This window comes from Ruegeria sp. BHSA163 (assembly GCF_059613365.1).
Map to the genome: position 1 here is coordinate 77653 of NZ_JBXWSJ010000004.1, position 17562 is coordinate 95214.

The following is a 17562-nucleotide window of genomic DNA, read 5'->3' on the forward strand; positions in this document are numbered from 1 at the left end:
AACCTTTTGGTAACCGCAATTAGCGTAGAGTTTGCGCCTGTCTAACGAGCACGAAGGACGGGGGCAACCATGCGTGTTCTTGCACTGGTCGAGGCCGCAATGCTGCGCCAGCGCGGGCACTTGATTGTCTGGTCGCCAATATGCGTTGCCACGGGTATTGGGCTGTACTTTTCCCTCCGGTTCGAGCCTGATGTGCACGTCTATGCTCAGCTAGTATCAGCGATTTTTCTCGGGGCGTTTTGCAGTTGGAAATTGCCTACAGCTTGGTCACCCGTCGCGATTGGAGTGGCGCTGATTGCATTTGGATTTTTGTTGGCCGGTGGACGAGCCCATTTGGTATCAGAGCCGGTTTTGAAGTGGCGTTACTATGGCCCGATTGAAGGTCGAGTCGTATCTCTCGACCGTTCGGCGTCTGACGCTTTGAGAGTAACCTTGGATCAAGTTCGAATAGAAGGTGTGCCAGTCGACGAAAGGCCAAGGCGTGTTCGAATTTCTATGCATGGGCCAGCCACTAACTTGTTACCCGGTCAAAGGATAATGACGACCGGTCATCTATCTGCACCACAAGGACCCGTCGAACCTGGCGGTTTTGACTTTCGTCGCCACGCTTGGTTTCAACGCCTTGGTGCTGTTGGTTACACCCGTGTTCCTGTTTTGACCATCGCCCCCGCGAGCGCGGCCAATGGTGGTGTTCCCGTTACATATTGGCGAATATCCATATCAAACCATGTGCAGAACCTTCTCCCCGGTGAGGTCGGTGGATTTGCCGCGGCTGTCACGACTGGAGACCGCAGCGGGCTGCGGAGTGATACGCTCCTGAGTCTTCGAGCGTCCAACTTGGCCCACCTTCTTGCCATATCGGGACTGCACATGGGGCTACTGACAGGCTTTGTATTCCTTGCATGCCGGGTTGGGTTTTCTGCTGTGCCGTCGGCGGCGCTTCGTTTGCCAGTAAAGAAACTGGCCGCTGTATGCGCGATGGTATCGGCAACGATCTATTTTCTACTGTCAGGGGGCAACATAGCCACCGAACGGGCGTTTGTTATGGTATTAGTCATGCTTGGGGCATTGCTGCTTGACCGCAGGGCAATATCTTTGCGCGCTGTGGCTGTCGCAGCCTTGATTGTGCTGGCGATGCGTCCGGAAAGCCTTCTCGGTCCGGGTTTTCAGATGTCATTCGCAGCCACCACAGCTTTGGTAGCGGTTTTTGGTGCTTTGCGAAACCAAGTTCTGGTGTCCGGCCCGAAATGGTTAAAGCAGTTCATTGGCCTGATTTTGTCTTCGGCCATTGCTGGCTTTGCGACTGCTCCAATTGGAGCTGCTCATTTCAACACCATGTCGCACTTTGGTTTGTTGGCGAACCTGTTATCAGTCCCAGTTATGGGGGCGATTGTTGTGCCGGCAGCAGTACTTTCGGCCTTTTTGGCTCCGGTTGGGCTGGAATGGGTGGCGTTGACTGTTATGGGGATCGGTTTGAAGTGGATTCTTGGGGTGTCCGAATGGGTGTCGGGCTTGCACGGGGCTCAGGGCTATGTAGTGAGCCCTCCGGACTTTGTCCTACCGGCACTTTCATTAAGCCTGTTGTGGGTCATCCTTTGGCAAGGTCGCGCCTGTTGGGCAGGGCTGGTTCCGGCCATGGCGGTGATGACGCTCTGGGGGCAGGGGACCCGCCAGATGTTTTGGTTGCGGGCAATGGTGGCTTGATTGGTGTCATGACAGAGAACGGACGCGCATTGAGTAAAAGCAAGGGCAACGGTTTTGTTGCGTCGGTATGGTTGGAAAACGACGGAGATGGGGCCGATCAGAAACTTGCGGCAAAACGATGGCCTGGCGAACCGGGGCTTGTTCAAAGACACCAGGTTGAAGGCTTGGAAATAGTTCACTTAACAGGCAAGCGGGCAGCTAAAGACTTCAACGAATGTCGGTCCAACCAAATTGTCGTATCACCTGTCGATTTGCAATTGAGTGGTGACTGTCGGCTTTACGATCCCGAAAAACTAAAGGTTACGGGAAGCTTGGCCCTAAGCAATGGGCGCCTAACTACCAGCATGCAATCGTCGGGAAGACTTTTGGTCTTTAGGGCATTCAGGTCAATAGCTACGGATTAACCCCACAAGACGGCCCTGCACTTTGACTTTATCCTCGGGTAGCACACGTGTTTCGTAAGCTGGATTGGCTGCTTCAAGCGCGATGGCTTGGCCACGTCTGAAGAAACGTTTCAACGTCGCTTCTTGATCGTCCACCAAAGCGACAACTATGTCGCCGTTGTCGGCTGCTGATGTTTCTCGGATCACCACAACATCGCCATCGTTGATGCCCGCATCGATCATAGAGTCTCCACGAACCTCCAATGCATAGTGTTCCCCATTACCGGAAACCATTGATCCGGGGACGGCTACACGGTGCGATACGTGGCTGATTGCTTCGATTGGAACACCTGCCGCAATGCGGCCCATGACGGGCAATTCCATTGCATCCACAGTTATTGGTTCAAAATTGGCTGGACGCATACCAGAAGGCCTGTCGCCATCAATAACACGCGGTTTGAACCCGACCGTGGGCTCACCTCCCAGGCTTTCCGGCAGCTTAACAATCTCGATCGCGCGTGCCCGGTGCGCAAGCCGCCGGATAAATCCGCGCTCTTCCAACGCTGTGATCAGGCGATGAATGCCGGATTTGGACCTGAGGTCCAATGCGGCTTTCATTTCGTCGAAACTGGGTGGAACACCATCCGCCTGTACGCGTTTATGGATGAATTCCAGCAAATCCAACTGCTTCTTGGTCAGCATCGCTCACACCTCGTCGCTCATGCGTTTTCTTTTGTTCTACGCATGTTCACGTTTTGTGTCAATATTTTTGAGAAATCCCTAAATCGGTAGATAGGAAACTTCTTCCCCTTTTGAGCGGGCAGGATCATGAGGCGCGCGGACCAAAAGAGCATTTGCTTCAGCCAAAACACTCAACAACGAACTGTCCTGATCGGCGCACGCCTTGATGCCGGTTTTGTCCACAATGGCACGCATATAATGTTCGCGCGGACCGTTTTGGCCGACTGGCTCTGTAAGCAGTGCGGTTCGGAATGGTTCCAGAACATCTTCAACACCCAGCATGCGTCGTATCATGGGCACAAGAAATAAGTACCCGCAAACCATCGCACTGACGGGATTTCCCGGTAGGCCAACCATGGCTGCACCGTTGATCCTGCCTGCCATCAATGGTTTTCCCGGGCGCATACGAATTTTGTAAAATGATCGCTCCATCCCGAGGTCCTGCGATACATCTGCGACCAGATCGTAATCTCCGACCGAGGCACCGCCTACAGTGACGACCAGATCAGCACCTTGAGCCAAAGAAAACGCTGTCTCCAAAGAAGACTTTGTGTCTTGAGCGATTGGCAACACTCTAACATGCGCCCCAACTTTTTCCAGTAACGCCTTGAGGCCAAATGTATTTGACGCGATGATCTGATCAGGGCCAGGCGTTTCTCCGGGCATGACCAATTCGTCTCCGGTAGAAATTAGTGCCACAACGGGTTTGCGGGTCACTGGCACCAAGGCAATGTTCATCGCGGCCATTAGTGCGACGTCCTCCGCACGAATTTCACGAGGTGCCCTGATCGGCGTTCCGGCTTTAAAATCCACGCCGGCAGGACGAACATTAGTTTTTGCACCCGGACCATCAGTGATGGTGATCAGGTCGCCGCTCCGTGTTGTGTCTTCTTGAATGATTACGAAATCCGCGCCGTCAGGCATGGGCGCACCAGTAAAAATTCGCACAGCTTGACCCGCGCCAACCGAACCTGAATACCGTCGCCCTGCAGCGGCTTCGCCAACGACTTTGAAAATGGCATGCAGTTCCACTTCGACCGATTTGACGGCATAACCATCCATGGATGAGGCAGCAAATGGAGGCTGATCGCGAGATGCACGAACGTCTTGAGCCAACACTCTACCGGCGGCCTCTGACAGTGGCACCGTTTCTTCCGGTAGCCGGTCAACCAATTCAAACAACAGCGCGCGGGCCTCGTTGACTGTTATCATTCCGCCTCGTAACGTCCTGATTTTCCGCCGTCTTTCAAAAGCACGCGAATGCCGCCTATCTCCATGGCTTTGTCAACGGCCTTTGCCATGTCGTACACGGTTAAGGCTGCGGTTGTGACTGCGGTTAATGCTTCCATCTCGACACCGGTCTGGCCGGTAGTTTTAACCGTTGCTTCGACCTGAACGCCTGGTAAAGACGGATCCAGCGTCAATTCAACTGCAACCCGAGTTATTGGCAGCGGATGACACAACGGGATTAGATCGGGCGTTTTCTTGGCCCCCATAATCCCGGCAAGACGAGCTACGCCCAGAACATCACCCTTTTTTGCCCGGCCTTCGCAAATTAAATCAAATGTTTCTGGGGCCATTCTGATGTAACCAGCTGCGACAGCAACTCGGTCAGTTATTTGCTTTTCGGTCACATCAACCATATGTGCCTGACCCTTGGCGTCGAAATGAGTAAGCGCCATCACATCACCCCTGGAACAAGAGGGTTAGCTAGCAGAGTGCGTGTTGCCGATGCGACGTCATCCTGACGCATCAGACTTTCGCCAATCAAGAAGCACCTCGCGCCATAGCGCGCAATTTCTGCAAGATCAGCTGGTGTGCTCAGGCCACTTTCACAGACAATTGTTCGGTCGGCCGGAACCAATTTTGACAACCTGCGCGTCGTGTCCAGACTTGTTTCGAAAGTCTTTAGGTTTCGATTGTTTATTCCGATCAAAGGGCTTTTTAGGTTGGTTGCGCGGTGTAGCTCTGACTCGTCATGCACTTCAATCAGAACATCCATACCCCAATCAAACGCAGTGTGTTCCAACTCAGACGCCTGAGAGTCACTGACAGACGCCATGATAATCAGAATACAATCGGCCTCAAGCGCACGAGCTTCGATCACCTGATAGGGGTCATACATGAAATCCTTGCGAAGCGCGGGCAAAGAACAAGCCTTGCGTGCAGCGGTTAGAAAGTTCTTGGCACCTTGAAAGCTGGGCGTGTCGGTCAAAACTGACAAACAGGCAGCACCTCCTTTTTCATATGCCTGGGCCAGAGCGGGTGGATTAAAGTCTTCTCGGATCAAGCCTTTGGAAGGGCTGGCTTTTTTGACCTCCGCAATCAAGCCATAACCGCGACGGGTCGCTGCCGAAAGCGCGTCGGCGAAACCGCGAGGCTCAGACGCGCTTTCCGCTTCGGATTCAAGCTCATCCAATGATTTTCGCGCTTTGTCTGCTGCGATCTCTTCCAGCTTGTAAGCCTTGATTTTGTCCAGAACTGTTTCGGTCATGCAGCTTCCTGTGTGATACGAGCCAACGCGGCTATCTTGTCTTTCGCTTTGCCGCTGTCGATGCTTTCGGCGGCCATTGCAACGCCTTCGCGTAACTCCGATGCAGCGTCGGCCACAACCAATGCTGCTGCCGCGTTCAGTAACACCGCGTCGCGATAGGCAGATGGTCTTCCATCGAGAAGTGCGCGGAATGCAACAGCGTTTTCTTCGGGTGTTCCACCGAGAATGTCCTCAAATGGATGTACGGGCAGTCCGGCGTCTTCGGGATGAATTTCTGCTTCCTTGACAGTTCCATCCTCGACCGACGCAATCCAGCTTACCCCGGTGATGGTCAATTCGTCTGTTCCATCTGATCCGTGAACCAACCAAGCGTGTTCGGTGCCGAGCAGGCCAAGGGTTTCGGCCATAGGTCGTATCAGGTCACGGCTGAAAGCGCCTGTTAACTGGCGTTTCACACCAGCGGGATTGGTCAGGGGGCCGAGAATATTGAAAATCGTCCGGGTCCCAAGTTCCTGCCGTGTCGGCATCACATGAGCGATTGCGGGATGGTGCATAGGCGCCATCATGAAACCTATTCCCACATCTTTCAAAGCCTTTTCAACGGTTTCTGGTCCAACCATAACGTTGATTCCCAGCTGGCTCAGAGCATCTGCAGCCCCGGATTTTGAGCTTAAGTTTCGATTGCCATGTTTTGCAACGGTGACTCCAGCCCCGGCGACAACAAACGCTGTCGCCGTCGATATATTAAGAGTTCCTTTTCCATCTCCGCCCGTACCGACAATATCCATCGCTCCGACAGGTGCTGACACGGCATGGCACTTGGCTCGCATAACGGCAGCGGCGGCCGCATATTCGTCAACGGTTTCGCCACGCGTGCGCATGGCCATTAAAAGTCCACCGATTTGGCTGGGCGTTGCAGCACCTTCGAACAGTATTTGAAAGGCTTGCTCTGCTTCTGACCGCGTCAGTGGCCTATCCGCTGCGGCGCCGATCAACGGTTTCAGGACGTCGCTCATGCCGGGACTTTCATCTCATTCAAAAAATTCTTCAGCAGAGCATGACCGTGCTCGGACGCAATGGACTCGGGATGAAACTGCACACCATGAATGGGTAAATCCTTGTGCTGTAGTCCCATGATCGTTCCATCCTCGAGCTCTGCCGTTATTTCCAGACAGTCCGGTAGTGAGCCTCGATCTACAACTAGCGAATGGTAGCGCGTTGCTTCGAACGGAGTTGGAAGGCCTGCAAACAATCCTTTACCGGAGTGGTTAATCTTGCCCATCTTGCCATGCACGATCTCATGGCAACGTACGACCTTACCGCCAAATGTCTGACCAATCGCCTGGTGACCTAAGCACACTCCCATCAATGGTGTTTTGGTTTCTGCCGCCGCCTCGGTCAGCGCCAGACATATACCGGCTTGATCGGGGTCGCATGGTCCCGGGCTTAGCAGGATACCGGCCGGGTTCATCGCCATTGCTTCTTGAACATCCAAGGCATCATTGCGGCGAATGACCATTTCGGCGCCCAATTCACCCAAATAGTGGACAAGATTGTAAGTAAACGAGTCATAGTTGTCGATCAGCAGCAGCATTCCGGCACTTATCTTTGAATGAGGCAATTGGGGCTGGCGATGCAGGCCCAAGCCAAGGTATAATGTCGGAATATACATGCTCAGGCTTGTGCGCCAGCGTCAAGGGGACATCCGTTCCGGACCGGTTGTGCAAGTGAGCACCGCTACAGACGGTGCCCGAGCGATTGAGGCAATAAACAAGGCGAGAGGCATGTTAGCTATGCGGGGATTTTACGGTGGGATGTTCGCCGGGGCTGTCTCGGTTTTAGCCTTGGCGACTGTGGCGTCACTATATACGCCGCTTACAACAAAACCCGAGGTGTCAATCGTGGCGCCAAAAGCTTCTGAGGCACCAACCCCCTCAGAAAACGCGGATTTGCAGATTCAGGGAAAAGACGCCGATTTGGTTGAGCTGGCACCTAAAACTCCAGATGACCCAGAAACGCAATCAGATACACTTGCCGGCCTTTCGGGTATAGAGTTGCAGCCTGATACTCGACCGACAACTGGGTCATCCCCTTCGAGTCCTCAAGCGCCTGATGCGCCTGCGGCGCAGCCTGTGACAGTCGACTCTGATACTCCGGCATCGATGCCGAGACCAGCTCCGACTCCAACTTCACCTGAGCTAGATACCGATCTTGAAATTGCTGTAGAAAACTTGCTGCCCCCGGAACAAAAGCCCGAAGTTGCAACAGAGCCAGACCTAACAACTTCCTCGGCTCAATTGACGCCTGAAGCGCAAATCCCGGTAATCGAAGAACCAGAAGAACAATCAGTTCAGGCGCCTTTGTCTAAAGAGCCAGAAGCCAGCGGTGAACAGGTTGCCGCCGTGCAACCTGAAGACACTCCTCAGCCCGAAGCGCAAACACCTAAAGTCGAGGAGGATATAGCGGTCGATGAAAACCCGATCGCGGTTGAGGGTGAAGAGGACACTCTGCCTCGCAATCAACCACGAATCATTTCCTTGCCGCAGATTTCACCAGAGCAACCGTCTGGCACGCGGGTGGGCAAGCGGATTGTGCCTTTGACAGAACGTGACCAAGCGACTGAGGAGCAGGCCGAAGTTCAAACTCTTGCACCAGGAAAACCAATAGAAGAATATGCGGTGGCCTTTGAAAACCCAGAGGCCAAACCTTTGATGTCGATTATCTTGATCGATGACGAAGGCGCATTTGGGGCCGAAGCACTTAAGGATTTCCCATATCCGCTTAGCTTGGCAGTTAATCCATCCGACCCAAAGGCGGCGGAAAAAATGGCGCGTCACCGTGAGGCTGGGTTCGAAGTATTGGCTCTTATCGATATGCACACTGCAGCTAGCGCGCAGGACGCAGAGGTGTCTTTGGCGGTTTGGTTAGAGACGCTGCCAGAAACTGTCGGTTTATTGGAAGGTGTTGGAACGGGAATTCAAGGTAACCGAAAATTGGCAGATCAGGTTGCTGCTATCGCCGGTGATACCGGTCGCGGGTTGGTCACACAGGATAGCGGGCTGAACACAGTTCAGAAATTAGCTGCGCGAAACGGTGTGCCGTCCAGCGTCGTTTTCAGAGACTTTGATGGTGCCAGTCAGGATGCTCAGGTTATACGCCGTTTTCTGGATCAGGCTGCATTTCGCGCCAGTCAGCAAGGTGCTGTTGTCATGTTGGGTCGATTGCGCCCCGAGACGATTTCAGCCCTGTTGCTTTGGGGACTCGAGGATCGCGGCAATCGGGTTGCCATGGCGCCGATATCTGCCGTTATGATGAGTGAAGTTCAGCGAAACTCGGGTTCGGCCGAATATTAAAGATTAGGTCAATCAATCTTATCTGTTGCCGTTCCCGCTGAAACGCGCCGCTTCAGCCGCAGCATGACGGATTGCATTTGATTTGTGCACGGTCTCCATATATTCCGCTTCCGGGTCGCTGTCATACACGACACCCCCACCAGCCTGAATATATAACTTACTATCCTTCACTATGGCTGTCCGTAGTGCGATGCACATATCCATGTCGCCGCCTGCACTGAAATAGCCGACACCGCCGCCGTAGACGCCTCGTTTCTCTGGCTCAAGTTCGTCAATGATTTCCATAGCACGTACTTTGGGTGCCCCCGAAACAGTGCCGGCCGGCATTCCGGCAAAGAACGCGTCCAGCGCATCTTTGTCATCCGCAAGTTCACCAACGACATTGGAAACAATATGCATTACGTGGCTGTAGCGTTCGATAATAAATTCTTCGGTCGGGCGAACAGTTCCAATCTTGGCTACACGGCCCGTGTCGTTTCGACCAAGATCCAAAAGCATAAGATGTTCTGCAAGTTCCTTTTTGTCAGCCAACAGGTCAATTTCATTGGCTTTATCTTCTTCCGGGGTTGCACCGCGGGGGCGAGTGCCTGCGATCGGTCGAATTGTCACTTCGTTGCCAAATACACGCACCAGAATCTCTGGGCTGGCGCCGATCACCTGAAAGCCGCCAAAGTTAAAATAGAACATAAAGGGCGAAGGATTTGTTCGCCTAAGCGAGCGATATAAGGCAAATGGGGGTTGCGGGAACTCTTGCGTCCAGCGTTGCGCTGGTACGACCTGAAAAATGTCTCCAGCCCGAATGTATTCTTTAGCCTTTTCAACCGCTTCCATGTACCCTGATTTGGTAAAGTTCGAAATTGGGGGCGCGATCTCGCGGGCTTCACCCAAATCTCGGGTTTCAGAGGGCATTGCGCGTTCCAAATCGCGGACCGCGTCCATTACCCGCTCGGCCGCCTGTGCGAAAGCCGCCTTGGCAGATTGTCCGTCACTCACCCAAGCGGGCGACACAACCGTAACTTCACCTTTTACGCCATCAAGAACCGCTACCACTGACGGTCGCAGCATGATGGCATCGGGCAGCCCTAGCGGATCAGGATTAACGTCCGGCAGATATTCAACTAACCGGACCATATCGTACCCCAGATAACCGAACAGGCCTGCCGCCGCCTGAGGAAGGTCAGACGGTAAGGTAATGCGAGATTCGGCCAGCAGATCGCGCAGATTATCCATGGGATTCCCGGCCTGCTCCGAAAACGCCTCGGCGTCGAAGCGTGCGGATCGGTTAATGGAGGCGGTTTCCCCCTGGCATCGCCAGATCAAGTCAGGTTTCATACCGATGATCGAATATCGTCCGCGCACCTCTCCGCCAGTCACAGATTCCAGCATGAACGCGTCCTTTTGCGCGCCCGCCAGTTTGAGCATCAACGACACAGGAGTGTCTAGGTCAGCAGCAAGACGTGTGTATACCACTTGATTTTCGCCCGCTTCATAGGCGCGCGCGAAACTGTCGAAGTCGGGTGTCAGATCCATAGTCAGCCCCGGTTAATAGCTTGCCTGAACGGCGTTCAGCGCTTGCTGGTCCACGACTGGGCGCGCACGTGTCTGAGCATCGCGCACATAGATGTCAAAGATATTTTGCGCCAAGGCCTGGTTCATTTGCGCTGATAGAGCATCTTGCATCTGCCGCTGCTCATCCGTCTCCGCGGGGGGCAAAACGTCATCAAGACGTACAATCAAAGCAGTCCCAGCGCCTGGAATGACACGCAGTTCTCCAGGCTCCATTTCAAATACTTGCGTCATGAAATCAGCAGGAACATCATCCAAAAAGGCGGTACGTGTCAGGGCGTTCTCAACCCGGAACGGCAAGCCGGTGTTCGTAAAATCACCATCTGTTGCGAGCGCTGTAATAACTGAACCCGCCTGGGATTGCAGCTCTTTGGCGATCTCATCCTGCACCCAAGCTCCGGCTACTCGCGAGCGGGCGCTGTCCAGTGGTTCAGGTCGGGGTGGAAGAACTTCGTTCAAGCGCAGGGCAAAAATCGAGCCGTCTTCCAAAAACGCTACTTCGGGAAAATCCCCCTCTTGCACGGCTTCTGCAACAGAACGGAACCCGTCATACGCAGCTATTCCCTGATCGCTTTGCTGAGTCCAGTCGATTTCGCCGAGTTCCATTTCGGTTTCGTTGGTCAGCTCTTCCAGGGTCGCGCCGCCTGCCAGTAGGTCGTTAAAATCTTCGGCTTGAGCTTCGATTTGGCGACGAGCTCTGTCAGCGGCAAGTTCCTCGCGCAACTCAGCTTCGGCCTCTGCAAATGTGACGATGTTTTCTGCCAATGATCCGTTGATACGGAATAACGCTGGTCCCAGTTCAGACGGCAATGGGCCAACTACATCATCGATTTCTGCAGCAAAGACGCCTTCGGCCGCCTCACCCAAATCATCACGGGTCACATCTCCCAAGTCGACATCGCTCAGTTCCAGTTCCCGGTCGCGGACCAGTTGTTCAAAGCTTGCCCCACCGACCTCAAGCTGCGCTAGAGCTTCTGTTGCAGAAGTTTCGTCCGAAAAAATCAGACGTTCGACCAACCGGCGTTCAGGTTGTTTGAATTGGTCGGATCTTTGATCGTACAGGCGTTTTACCGAGTCCGCGTCAACTTCTACTGAGTCCAACAGCATTTCCGGCGACAGGATTGCGTAGGTCAACTTCTTTGTGTGGGGCAGGGTAAAGCGGTCAGTGTTTTCATCATAATATGATTTTATCTGTGCATCCGTTGGTTCTGGCACAGGCGTTTCTAAAGTGTCGGACGAAAGAGTTGCGACTGTAAAGCTTCGGCGAGCAAGTACATAGTTCGACAATGCCTCGGTCATAGTACGCGGCATATCCACCCCGCCCATCACAGCACCCTGAACAATGGTACGCGCGGACTCTTTACGTAGGTCATTCTCGAATTCAGTGTCGGTCAACCCTACTTGCTCCAGTTGAAATCGATAAGCTTCTCGGTCGAAGGTCCCGTCGACACCTTGAAACGCTTGAATTTGAACGATTTCTTGTTGCAGATTTTCGTCACCAATTGAAATGCCCAGTTGCGCAACCTCATTGTCCAAAGCAGCGAGCGCAACAAGACGGGACAAAGCCTGCTGATCCAGTCCAAGTTGGTGGGCCTGTGAAATCTGCAGCGGTTGACCGGTTTGCGCTTCTACCGCGCGGATTTCACGCTGCAATTCGCGGACATATTCGTCGACTGAAACACTTTCGTCCCCGACTTGAGCCACAGTTCGAACGGTGCCGGTCAAGCTGGTCGCCCCAAAGCCTGCAAGTCCCAACATCAAAAGGCCCATGAGGATCCAAACAAAAGTTTTTGACAGATTTTTCATGCCTGCGGCCATGGTGCCCTCGTGTTTTGTGTTGGCAGTACTTGCTCGGGTCGGTTGCGGCCCTGAATACGACGCACGCCGCCGAGGAGCAAGCTTAGAAGGATAACGCCTCTAAACGATCAAAAAGTCTGGATATGCCTTCCTTGTCGAGATTGGCAAAAGCGATCCGCAACTGTCTTTTCCCGTCTGGATCGTCGACGGGCATGAACATTGTACCGGGCAGCAGCAGAACAGCAGCCTCGACAACAAGTCGTTTGGCCAGAATGTCGGAACTCAGATCGAAAGGGTGTTCGAGATATGCAAAATAGGCGCCCAAACCTAAAAGGCGCCATCCTTTCGCAGACAAACGGGGCATCTGTTGCAAGATCAAAGCTCGTCGGTCCAGTATTTCGTTTCTCTCTTCAGAGACCCATCGGGGCAGGTTTTGCATCCCCCAAAGTGCAGCGAACTGACCGATTTGACTTGGACAGATGGCGATCGTGTCCAAAAACTTCTCTATCTCAGACAACAGAGCAGGGGCCGAGGCAACCGCTCCGACACGATGACCAGTTAACCTATAGGCCTTTGAAAACGAATACAAATGTACCAGAGTATTGTCCCAGCTTGGTTGCTGGAACAAATCATGAGGCGGGACGGAGCGACTGTCGAAATCGCGATACGTTTCATCAACAAGCAAGTGAATACCAGCCGACCGCGCCAGTTCAAAGAAATCCATCACCAGATCAGCTGGGTATTCCACGCCACCGGGATTATTCGGGGTAACCAAAACAATGGCTCGGGTTTTTTCAGTAATTAGTTCCCTTGCCTTGTCCGGATTCGGCAAAAGACTGTCGCCTGTAGCCAGAGTGACAGTCCCGACGCCAGCCATATCAAGCCACATTTTGTGGTTGAAATACCAAGGCGTTGGAAGGATAACCTCATCCCCTTGGTTCGAAATTGCCGAAATCACAGCGGAAAAGGCCTGATTGCATCCCGAAGTGATTGCGACCTGATTTTTTGAGATATCCGAGGCATAGTGGACGCTGATCTGAGAGGCCAGCTCAGCACGCAAGTCGTCATTACCTAAAACCGGTCCGTAAAGATGAGCGCTGTTATCACGCAACGCGAATTCGGCCATTGCCTGACGCAGAGCAAGCGGAGGCGGGTCAACTGGTGCAGCCTGACTGACATTGATCAACGGCCGATCAACCGTGAATGATACACCCTGCAACCATCGTGATGCTTCCATCACAGGCGGCGCAAATGTTGCCGCTGTGCGCGTGAGTTTCATTTGCTTCCCATGTCCAGAAACTCGTCCGAAGATTTCGTCGTTGACCGAATCTTAATCCGTTCCGCGATAGGGTTCGACATATTGCAGGGCCATATCCCAAGGCAAAAAGATCCATGTATCCTGGCTGACTTCGGTAATGAAAGTATCAACCATTGGGCGACCCTTGGGTTTGGCGTAAACCGTGGCAAAATGCGCGTTTGGATACATCTCACGCACCAATTCCAGAGTTTTTCCGCTGTCGACCAGATCGTCGATAATCAGAACGCCGGTGCCGTCACCCATCAAATTGGCATCAGGCGCCTTAAGAATTTCGGCCTCTCCACGAGTTTGGTGATGATAAGATTTGACGCTGATAGTGTCGACTGTGCGAATATCCAGTTCGCGGCTGACGATCATGGCTGGCGCCATTCCACCGCGAGTAATGGCGACCACGGCCCGCCATGCCCCGTTATCTGGACCCTGTCCGTCCAGCCGCCAAGCAAGCGCACGAGAATCACGATGCAGTTGGTCCCAGCTTATGTGAAAGCCTTTTTCGTGGGGTAGGCGGTCCTTTGCGCTCATTAATTTTTATCCCTTTTCAACATCCGGAGCATCAACGGCTTTCATGCCGACTATATGATACCCCGAATCCACGTGCAGGTTCTCGCCAGTTACGCCGCTGCTGAGGTCTGACAGCAGATACAACGCAGACTTTCCAACATCATCGATTGTTACATTCCGGCGAAGGGGCGAATTGTACTCATTCCACTTCATAATGTAGCGGAAATCACCGATTCCGCTGGCGGCCAGAGTCTTGATTGGGCCGGCGGAAATCGAGTTCACGCGGATGCCGTCCTTGCCCAAATCCTCGGCCAAGTATTTGACCGATGCCTCCAAAGCCGCCTTGGCGATACCCATTACGTTGTAATGCGGCATCACCTGCTCAGCTCCGTAATAGGTCAAGGTAATTGCGCTGCCGCCTTCACCCATCAGTTTTTCGGCTCGCTGCATTACAGCTGTGAACGAATAGACCGATACATCCATTGTCAGGTTAAAATTTGCGCGGCTGGTGTCGACGTAGCGACCGCGAAGTTCGTTCTTGTCCGAAAAACCAATCGCGTGAACAACAAAGTCCAACTTGCCCCAGGTTTTTTCAAGCGCATTGAAAAGGTCGTTGATCGAGCTTTCATCGCTGACGTCGCAGGGTAGGACGATTTCGCTTCCGAGCTGTGCCGCCAATGGATCAACCCGTTTTTTTAAAGCATCACCTTGATACGAGAAGGCAAGCTCGGCTCCAGCTTCGGACAGAGCCCGAGCTATTCCCCATGCGATTGATTTGTCATTGGCCAGTCCCATGATGAGGCCGCGTTTTCCGGCCATCAACTGATTTGACATGTTCGGTTCTCCGCCTGTCTTCGCGTTGTGTTGGATTGGTTTATGCCATTGATTGCCTTGCATCAAGGCCATGCACTCTTGCTCGTAGCGGGTTCTCGCCTTAGTGTCGGGAACAATTATTTCCAGGGGATGGAAATGAACGAGCAAAGTGGCATTTTCGCTGGCACCGATCCGTTTAGCATTGCGGGACGGTGGCTGGAGGAAGCTGAAAAGACCGAACCTAATGACCCAAATGCGATTGCGTTGGCAACCGTAGATTCAAGTAGCTTACCAAATGTTCGAATGGTTTTGTTGAAAGAAATCGAGGAAGATGCCTTTGTTTTCTATACAAATTACCATAGCACTAAGGCAGGCGAGCTTGATGAGTCTGGAAAGGCGGCATTCGTGATGCATTGGAAATCACTACGGCGTCAAATTCGGGTACGTGGCACAATCACGCGCGAAGACGGACCACAAGCAGACGAATATTACGCCTCACGTTCTCTCAAAAGCCGTCTGGGTGCGTGGGCATCACGACAGTCTGAGCCGCTGACGAGCAGGGCCGCATTGATGGCGGAAGTGGCCAAAGTTACTACCAAATTCGGACCCAACCCGCCACGCCCGAGCTTTTGGGGCGGGTACAGGCTGATTCCAGTGGAGATAGAGTTCTGGGCAGATGGCGCTTTCAGGTTGCACGACCGTTTTCAGTGGCGCAGAACTGCCCCCGGTTCCGAGTGGCAAGTGCAGAGGTTGAATCCATGACAGTCATGCGCAGCGAAATGCAAAAGCCCGAAATCATAGATTTTTTTCGACTTGAAATTGCAATTCATTTGCATCAACAACAGACCCCTGACGATTTGCTAAATTTCGTGATGGGAACACAGTGCCAGAAGATATGAGCAGCATGTACCGCGTTCGTGGACACGTCAAATGGTTCGACCCTGCCAAGGGTTACGGATTTGTTGTGTCCAATGAAGGTGGGCCCGACATTCTGCTGCATGTGAATGTTCTGCGTAATTTTGGGCAAAGCTCGGTTGCGGATGGCGCAGGCATCGAAATCATGACCCACCGTACGGACCGCGGTGTTCAGGCCGTTGAAGTTATTTCAGTGGATCCGCCGGATCGGGCTGAAACTTTAATGCTGGCTGATTTTGCCGAGTTGGATCCGGATTTGATTGCGCAAACCCCGCTAGAAGCGGCACGCGTCAAGTGGTTCGATAAGGGCAAAGGATTTGGGTTTGCCAATGTGTTTGGCAGTAATGAAGATGTATTTCTTCATATTGAGGTTTTGCGCCGGTCGGGGTTGGCGGACTTGCAACCGGGTGAAGCTCTTGCAATGCGAGTCATTGATGGCAAGCGTGGGCGTATGGCCGCTCAGGTTTTGGCTTGGGAGGCAGCCCTGAACGGCTGATCACCGGAATGAAGAAATTCCTCCCGGCTTTCGCGATGCTTCTTTCGATTATCGGTTCGATGGCCGTAGCGGAATGTCGCGCTGACCAGGTTGAACTGCGGAATTCTCAGGCCCAAGTGCGATTCGATGTCGAATTGGCCAAAACCCCTCAAGAGCGTTCACAAGGTTTGATGTTTCGAGAAAGTCTGCCCAATCGGGCAGGGATGTTGTTTGTATTCGATCCTCCGCAACCGGTTGCTTTTTGGATGAAAAACACGCTCATCCCGTTAGACATGATTTTTACGGATCGCGCTGGTAACGTCACTCATGTGCACGAAGGCGCAATTCCTGGCGACCTGACGCCCATTGAAGGTGGTGATTCGGTCTACACTGTGCTGGAAATCAATGCCGGGCTTGCTGCGCGGTATGCCATTCGCCCCGGAACCCAGATGCGGCATGAAGTTTTTTCGCAAGGTCCTGCAATTTGGCCTTGTTAGGGCTTTTCAAATCCGAATGGCATCGTTAGGAAGGCGCACGGTCCGGGGCGTGGCGCAGTCTGGTAGCGCACCTGTTTTGGGTACAGGGGGTCGTAGGTTCGAATCCTGCCGCCCCGACCACTTTCCAACTATATGTGCCTAAATAGGCATTCCGCCGAACCGCACATATAGTTGGCTAAAATCCTTATCTAATGTCTCGCTTTGAACCGGAACTCTAAGAGTAGTTCCATCTTTCTGTGGAACCAGAAAGAATAGATCCGCATCGACGCGATATCCCAGCTGGTTTTTGGTCGAACTTAATCGTGTAACGATTCTTGGCAAATCCCGAGGGTGACCGTCGAAGGACAGAATCAGATATGCAGTTGCCTCGGGCGGCAATTGTTCACGGCATTCAAAACTGCCTTTTCCCATCCGCAAATAGTCTTCTCCGGGACCGTCGCACTGCGTTTGGAACGAGCTGAACATTTGCTTTGGATAGTCAGTGAACTGCGCACTGCGTGTTCCAATTGGATTATCTTGTGTTGTACAGGACACGATCAGGGCCAGAGCGGGAAGTGTTCGCAATGTACGCATGTTGAGATCGGTCCCAAGGCACTTTTTATCTGTTCCTTTGACTATTGCATGTGTTTTGGATGCGCCGCGATGATTCTCTGTGACGTTCGTTAATTGTGCGTTAGGTGATCATTTGCTCGTAACCGTGGCACAAAAAACGAGAATTCCATTTGCCAATTCGGTAAGTCCTTGTCCGGCAGCCTTAGGAAGACCTGTGGAGGAATCGCGCGCCGGCAGGTTCCCGCCGATCTCTCTGAGTTGGTCAACAGAAAAGATTCCAAAAATCTCAAAAAAGTCCGTTGACCAACTATGGCAAGATACGCCAGATTGTATAGGCCGAAGCATGCGCCACTAAATCTAGTAGATAATGACTGGAAAAAGGCGAGGGGCGAGGGACTAATGCATATCTATCTACGTGCAACCGTTTTTGCGGTTTTGCGCTGTTATGAACAG

General features: G+C 52.9%; 17 protein-coding genes and 1 tRNA gene. 6 read left to right on the top strand and 12 right to left on the bottom strand.

All coding sequences use genetic code 11. The features are described 5' to 3' along the window. Positions 1 to 69: 69 nt before the first annotated feature. On the top strand, positions 70 to 1704 hold the full coding sequence (locus AC2FNV_RS03480) for a ComEC/Rec2 family competence protein (RefSeq protein ID WP_367648191.1): 1635 nt from the start codon (positions 70 to 72) through the stop codon (positions 1702 to 1704). A 386-nt stretch (positions 1705 to 2090) separates the two neighbouring features. On the opposite strand, the gene lexA is transcribed toward AC2FNV_RS03480, so the two are convergent. The 6 genes from lexA to AC2FNV_RS03510 form a co-directional block, all read right to left on the bottom strand. Then, a complete protein-coding gene (lexA, locus tag AC2FNV_RS03485) occupies positions 2091 to 2789 on the bottom strand; it encodes a transcriptional repressor LexA (RefSeq protein WP_170477637.1) in 699 nt (232 codons plus the stop codon). A 78-nt stretch (positions 2790 to 2867) separates the two neighbouring features. Then, a complete protein-coding gene (locus tag AC2FNV_RS03490) occupies positions 2868 to 4040 on the bottom strand; it encodes a molybdopterin molybdotransferase MoeA (protein ID WP_496772416.1) in 1173 nt (390 codons plus the stop codon). Beyond that, positions 4037 to 4510: a cyclic pyranopterin monophosphate synthase MoaC gene (gene moaC, locus AC2FNV_RS03495; RefSeq protein WP_170607820.1), complete on the bottom strand. Its 474-nt coding sequence runs from the start codon at positions 4508 to 4510 to the stop codon at positions 4037 to 4039. The genes AC2FNV_RS03490 and moaC overlap by 4 nt, the downstream gene beginning before the upstream one ends. Beyond that, positions 4510 to 5322: an indole-3-glycerol phosphate synthase TrpC gene (gene trpC, locus AC2FNV_RS03500; RefSeq protein ID WP_170607822.1), complete on the bottom strand. Its 813-nt coding sequence runs from the start codon at positions 5320 to 5322 to the stop codon at positions 4510 to 4512. Before trpC ends, moaC begins: the two co-directional genes overlap by 1 nt. Beyond that, positions 5319 to 6338 (bottom strand): anthranilate phosphoribosyltransferase, encoded by a 1020-nt coding sequence (trpD, locus tag AC2FNV_RS03505; protein ID WP_170610955.1) that lies wholly within the window; start codon positions 6336 to 6338, stop codon positions 5319 to 5321. The genes trpC and trpD overlap by 4 nt, the downstream gene beginning before the upstream one ends. Further along, complete coding sequence (locus tag AC2FNV_RS03510) at positions 6335 to 6916, bottom strand: anthranilate synthase component II (protein ID WP_170478124.1); 582 nt, start codon at positions 6914 to 6916, stop codon at positions 6335 to 6337. Before AC2FNV_RS03510 ends, trpD begins: the two co-directional genes overlap by 4 nt. A 133-nt stretch (positions 6917 to 7049) precedes the next feature. Here AC2FNV_RS03510 and AC2FNV_RS03515 point away from each other — a divergent pair, with 133 nt between their 5' ends. Further along, on the top strand, positions 7050 to 8675 hold the full coding sequence (locus AC2FNV_RS03515; RefSeq protein ID WP_170607826.1) for a divergent polysaccharide deacetylase family protein: 1626 nt from the start codon (positions 7050 to 7052) through the stop codon (positions 8673 to 8675). 18 nt (positions 8676 to 8693) lie between these two features. Here the strand turns inward: AC2FNV_RS03515 and trpE are convergent, their stop codons facing one another. The 5 genes from trpE to fabI form a co-directional block, all read right to left on the bottom strand. Further along, a complete protein-coding gene (gene trpE, locus AC2FNV_RS03520; protein WP_170607828.1) occupies positions 8694 to 10205 on the bottom strand; it encodes an anthranilate synthase component I in 1512 nt (503 codons plus the stop codon). Positions 10206 to 10217: 12 nt separating this feature from the next. Next, on the bottom strand, positions 10218 to 12059 hold the full coding sequence (locus AC2FNV_RS03525; protein ID WP_496772420.1) for a peptidyl-prolyl cis-trans isomerase: 1842 nt from the start codon (positions 12057 to 12059) through the stop codon (positions 10218 to 10220). A gap of 82 nt (positions 12060 to 12141) precedes the next feature. Next, the gene (locus AC2FNV_RS03530) at positions 12142 to 13317 is read right to left on the bottom strand and encodes an aminotransferase (RefSeq protein ID WP_170607832.1); all 1176 of its coding nucleotides are present in this window, start codon (positions 13315 to 13317) and stop codon (positions 12142 to 12144) included. A 51-nt stretch (positions 13318 to 13368) separates the two neighbouring features. Continuing rightward, positions 13369 to 13878, bottom strand: coding sequence for a xanthine phosphoribosyltransferase (gpt, locus tag AC2FNV_RS03535; RefSeq protein WP_170477611.1), 510 nt, complete (start codon positions 13876 to 13878; stop codon positions 13369 to 13371). A gap of 6 nt (positions 13879 to 13884) precedes the next feature. After that, positions 13885 to 14691 (bottom strand): enoyl-ACP reductase FabI, encoded by an 807-nt coding sequence (fabI, locus tag AC2FNV_RS03540; protein WP_170477608.1) that lies wholly within the window; start codon positions 14689 to 14691, stop codon positions 13885 to 13887. Between the two features lie 135 nt (positions 14692 to 14826). Between fabI and pdxH the strand changes: the two genes are divergently transcribed. The 4 genes from pdxH to AC2FNV_RS03560 all read left to right on the top strand — a co-directional run bounded on the left by pdxH (position 14827) and on the right by AC2FNV_RS03560 (position 16677). Further along, a complete protein-coding gene (gene pdxH / locus AC2FNV_RS03545; protein ID WP_170607834.1) occupies positions 14827 to 15432 on the top strand; it encodes a pyridoxamine 5'-phosphate oxidase in 606 nt (201 codons plus the stop codon). 121 nt (positions 15433 to 15553) lie between these two features. Next, on the top strand, positions 15554 to 16081 hold the full coding sequence (locus AC2FNV_RS03550; protein WP_170477604.1) for a cold-shock protein: 528 nt from the start codon (positions 15554 to 15556) through the stop codon (positions 16079 to 16081). 8 nt (positions 16082 to 16089) lie between these two features. Next, the gene (locus AC2FNV_RS03555; RefSeq protein WP_254442616.1) at positions 16090 to 16557 is read left to right on the top strand and encodes a DUF192 domain-containing protein; all 468 of its coding nucleotides are present in this window, start codon (positions 16090 to 16092) and stop codon (positions 16555 to 16557) included. A gap of 43 nt (positions 16558 to 16600) precedes the next feature. Next, positions 16601 to 16677 (top strand) — tRNA-Pro (locus AC2FNV_RS03560). Positions 16678 to 16695: 18 nt separating this feature from the next. On the opposite strand, the gene AC2FNV_RS03565 is transcribed toward AC2FNV_RS03560, so the two are convergent. Further along, positions 16696 to 17130 carry a hypothetical protein gene (locus AC2FNV_RS03565; RefSeq protein WP_170477601.1) on the bottom strand — a complete coding sequence of 145 codons (435 nt, stop codon included), beginning with the start codon at positions 17128 to 17130 and terminating at the stop codon, positions 16696 to 16698. Positions 17131 to 17562: the final 432 nt, after the last annotated feature.

Coding starts and splice junctions, on each gene's coding strand:
- gpt (WP_170477611.1), bottom strand. CDS start 13,878: ATGAGCGCAAAGGACCGCCTACCCCACGAAAAAGGCTTTCACATAAGC.
- AC2FNV_RS03510 (WP_170478124.1), bottom strand. CDS start 6,916: ATGCTGCTGCTGATCGACAACTATGACTCGTTTACTTACAATCTTGTC.
- AC2FNV_RS03480 (WP_367648191.1), top strand. CDS start 70: ATGCGTGTTCTTGCACTGGTCGAGGCCGCAATGCTGCGCCAGCGCGGG.
- pdxH (WP_170607834.1), top strand. CDS start 14,827: ATGAACGAGCAAAGTGGCATTTTCGCTGGCACCGATCCGTTTAGCATT.
- AC2FNV_RS03490 (WP_496772416.1), bottom strand. CDS start 4,040: ATGATAACAGTCAACGAGGCCCGCGCGCTGTTGTTTGAATTGGTTGAC.
- trpC (WP_170607822.1), bottom strand. CDS start 5,322: ATGACCGAAACAGTTCTGGACAAAATCAAGGCTTACAAGCTGGAAGAG.
- fabI (WP_170477608.1), bottom strand. CDS start 14,691: ATGTCAAATCAGTTGATGGCCGGAAAACGCGGCCTCATCATGGGACTG.
- AC2FNV_RS03530 (WP_170607832.1), bottom strand. CDS start 13,317: ATGAAACTCACGCGCACAGCGGCAACATTTGCGCCGCCTGTGATGGAA.
- moaC (WP_170607820.1), bottom strand. CDS start 4,510: ATGGCGCTTACTCATTTCGACGCCAAGGGTCAGGCACATATGGTTGAT.
- trpD (WP_170610955.1), bottom strand. CDS start 6,338: ATGAGCGACGTCCTGAAACCGTTGATCGGCGCCGCAGCGGATAGGCCA.
- lexA (WP_170477637.1), bottom strand. CDS start 2,789: ATGCTGACCAAGAAGCAGTTGGATTTGCTGGAATTCATCCATAAACGC.
- AC2FNV_RS03565 (WP_170477601.1), bottom strand. CDS start 17,130: ATGCGTACATTGCGAACACTTCCCGCTCTGGCCCTGATCGTGTCCTGT.
- AC2FNV_RS03525 (WP_496772420.1), bottom strand. CDS start 12,059: ATGGCCGCAGGCATGAAAAATCTGTCAAAAACTTTTGTTTGGATCCTC.
- trpE (WP_170607828.1), bottom strand. CDS start 10,205: ATGGATCTGACACCCGACTTCGACAGTTTCGCGCGCGCCTATGAAGCG.
- AC2FNV_RS03555 (WP_254442616.1), top strand. CDS start 16,090: ATGAAGAAATTCCTCCCGGCTTTCGCGATGCTTCTTTCGATTATCGGT.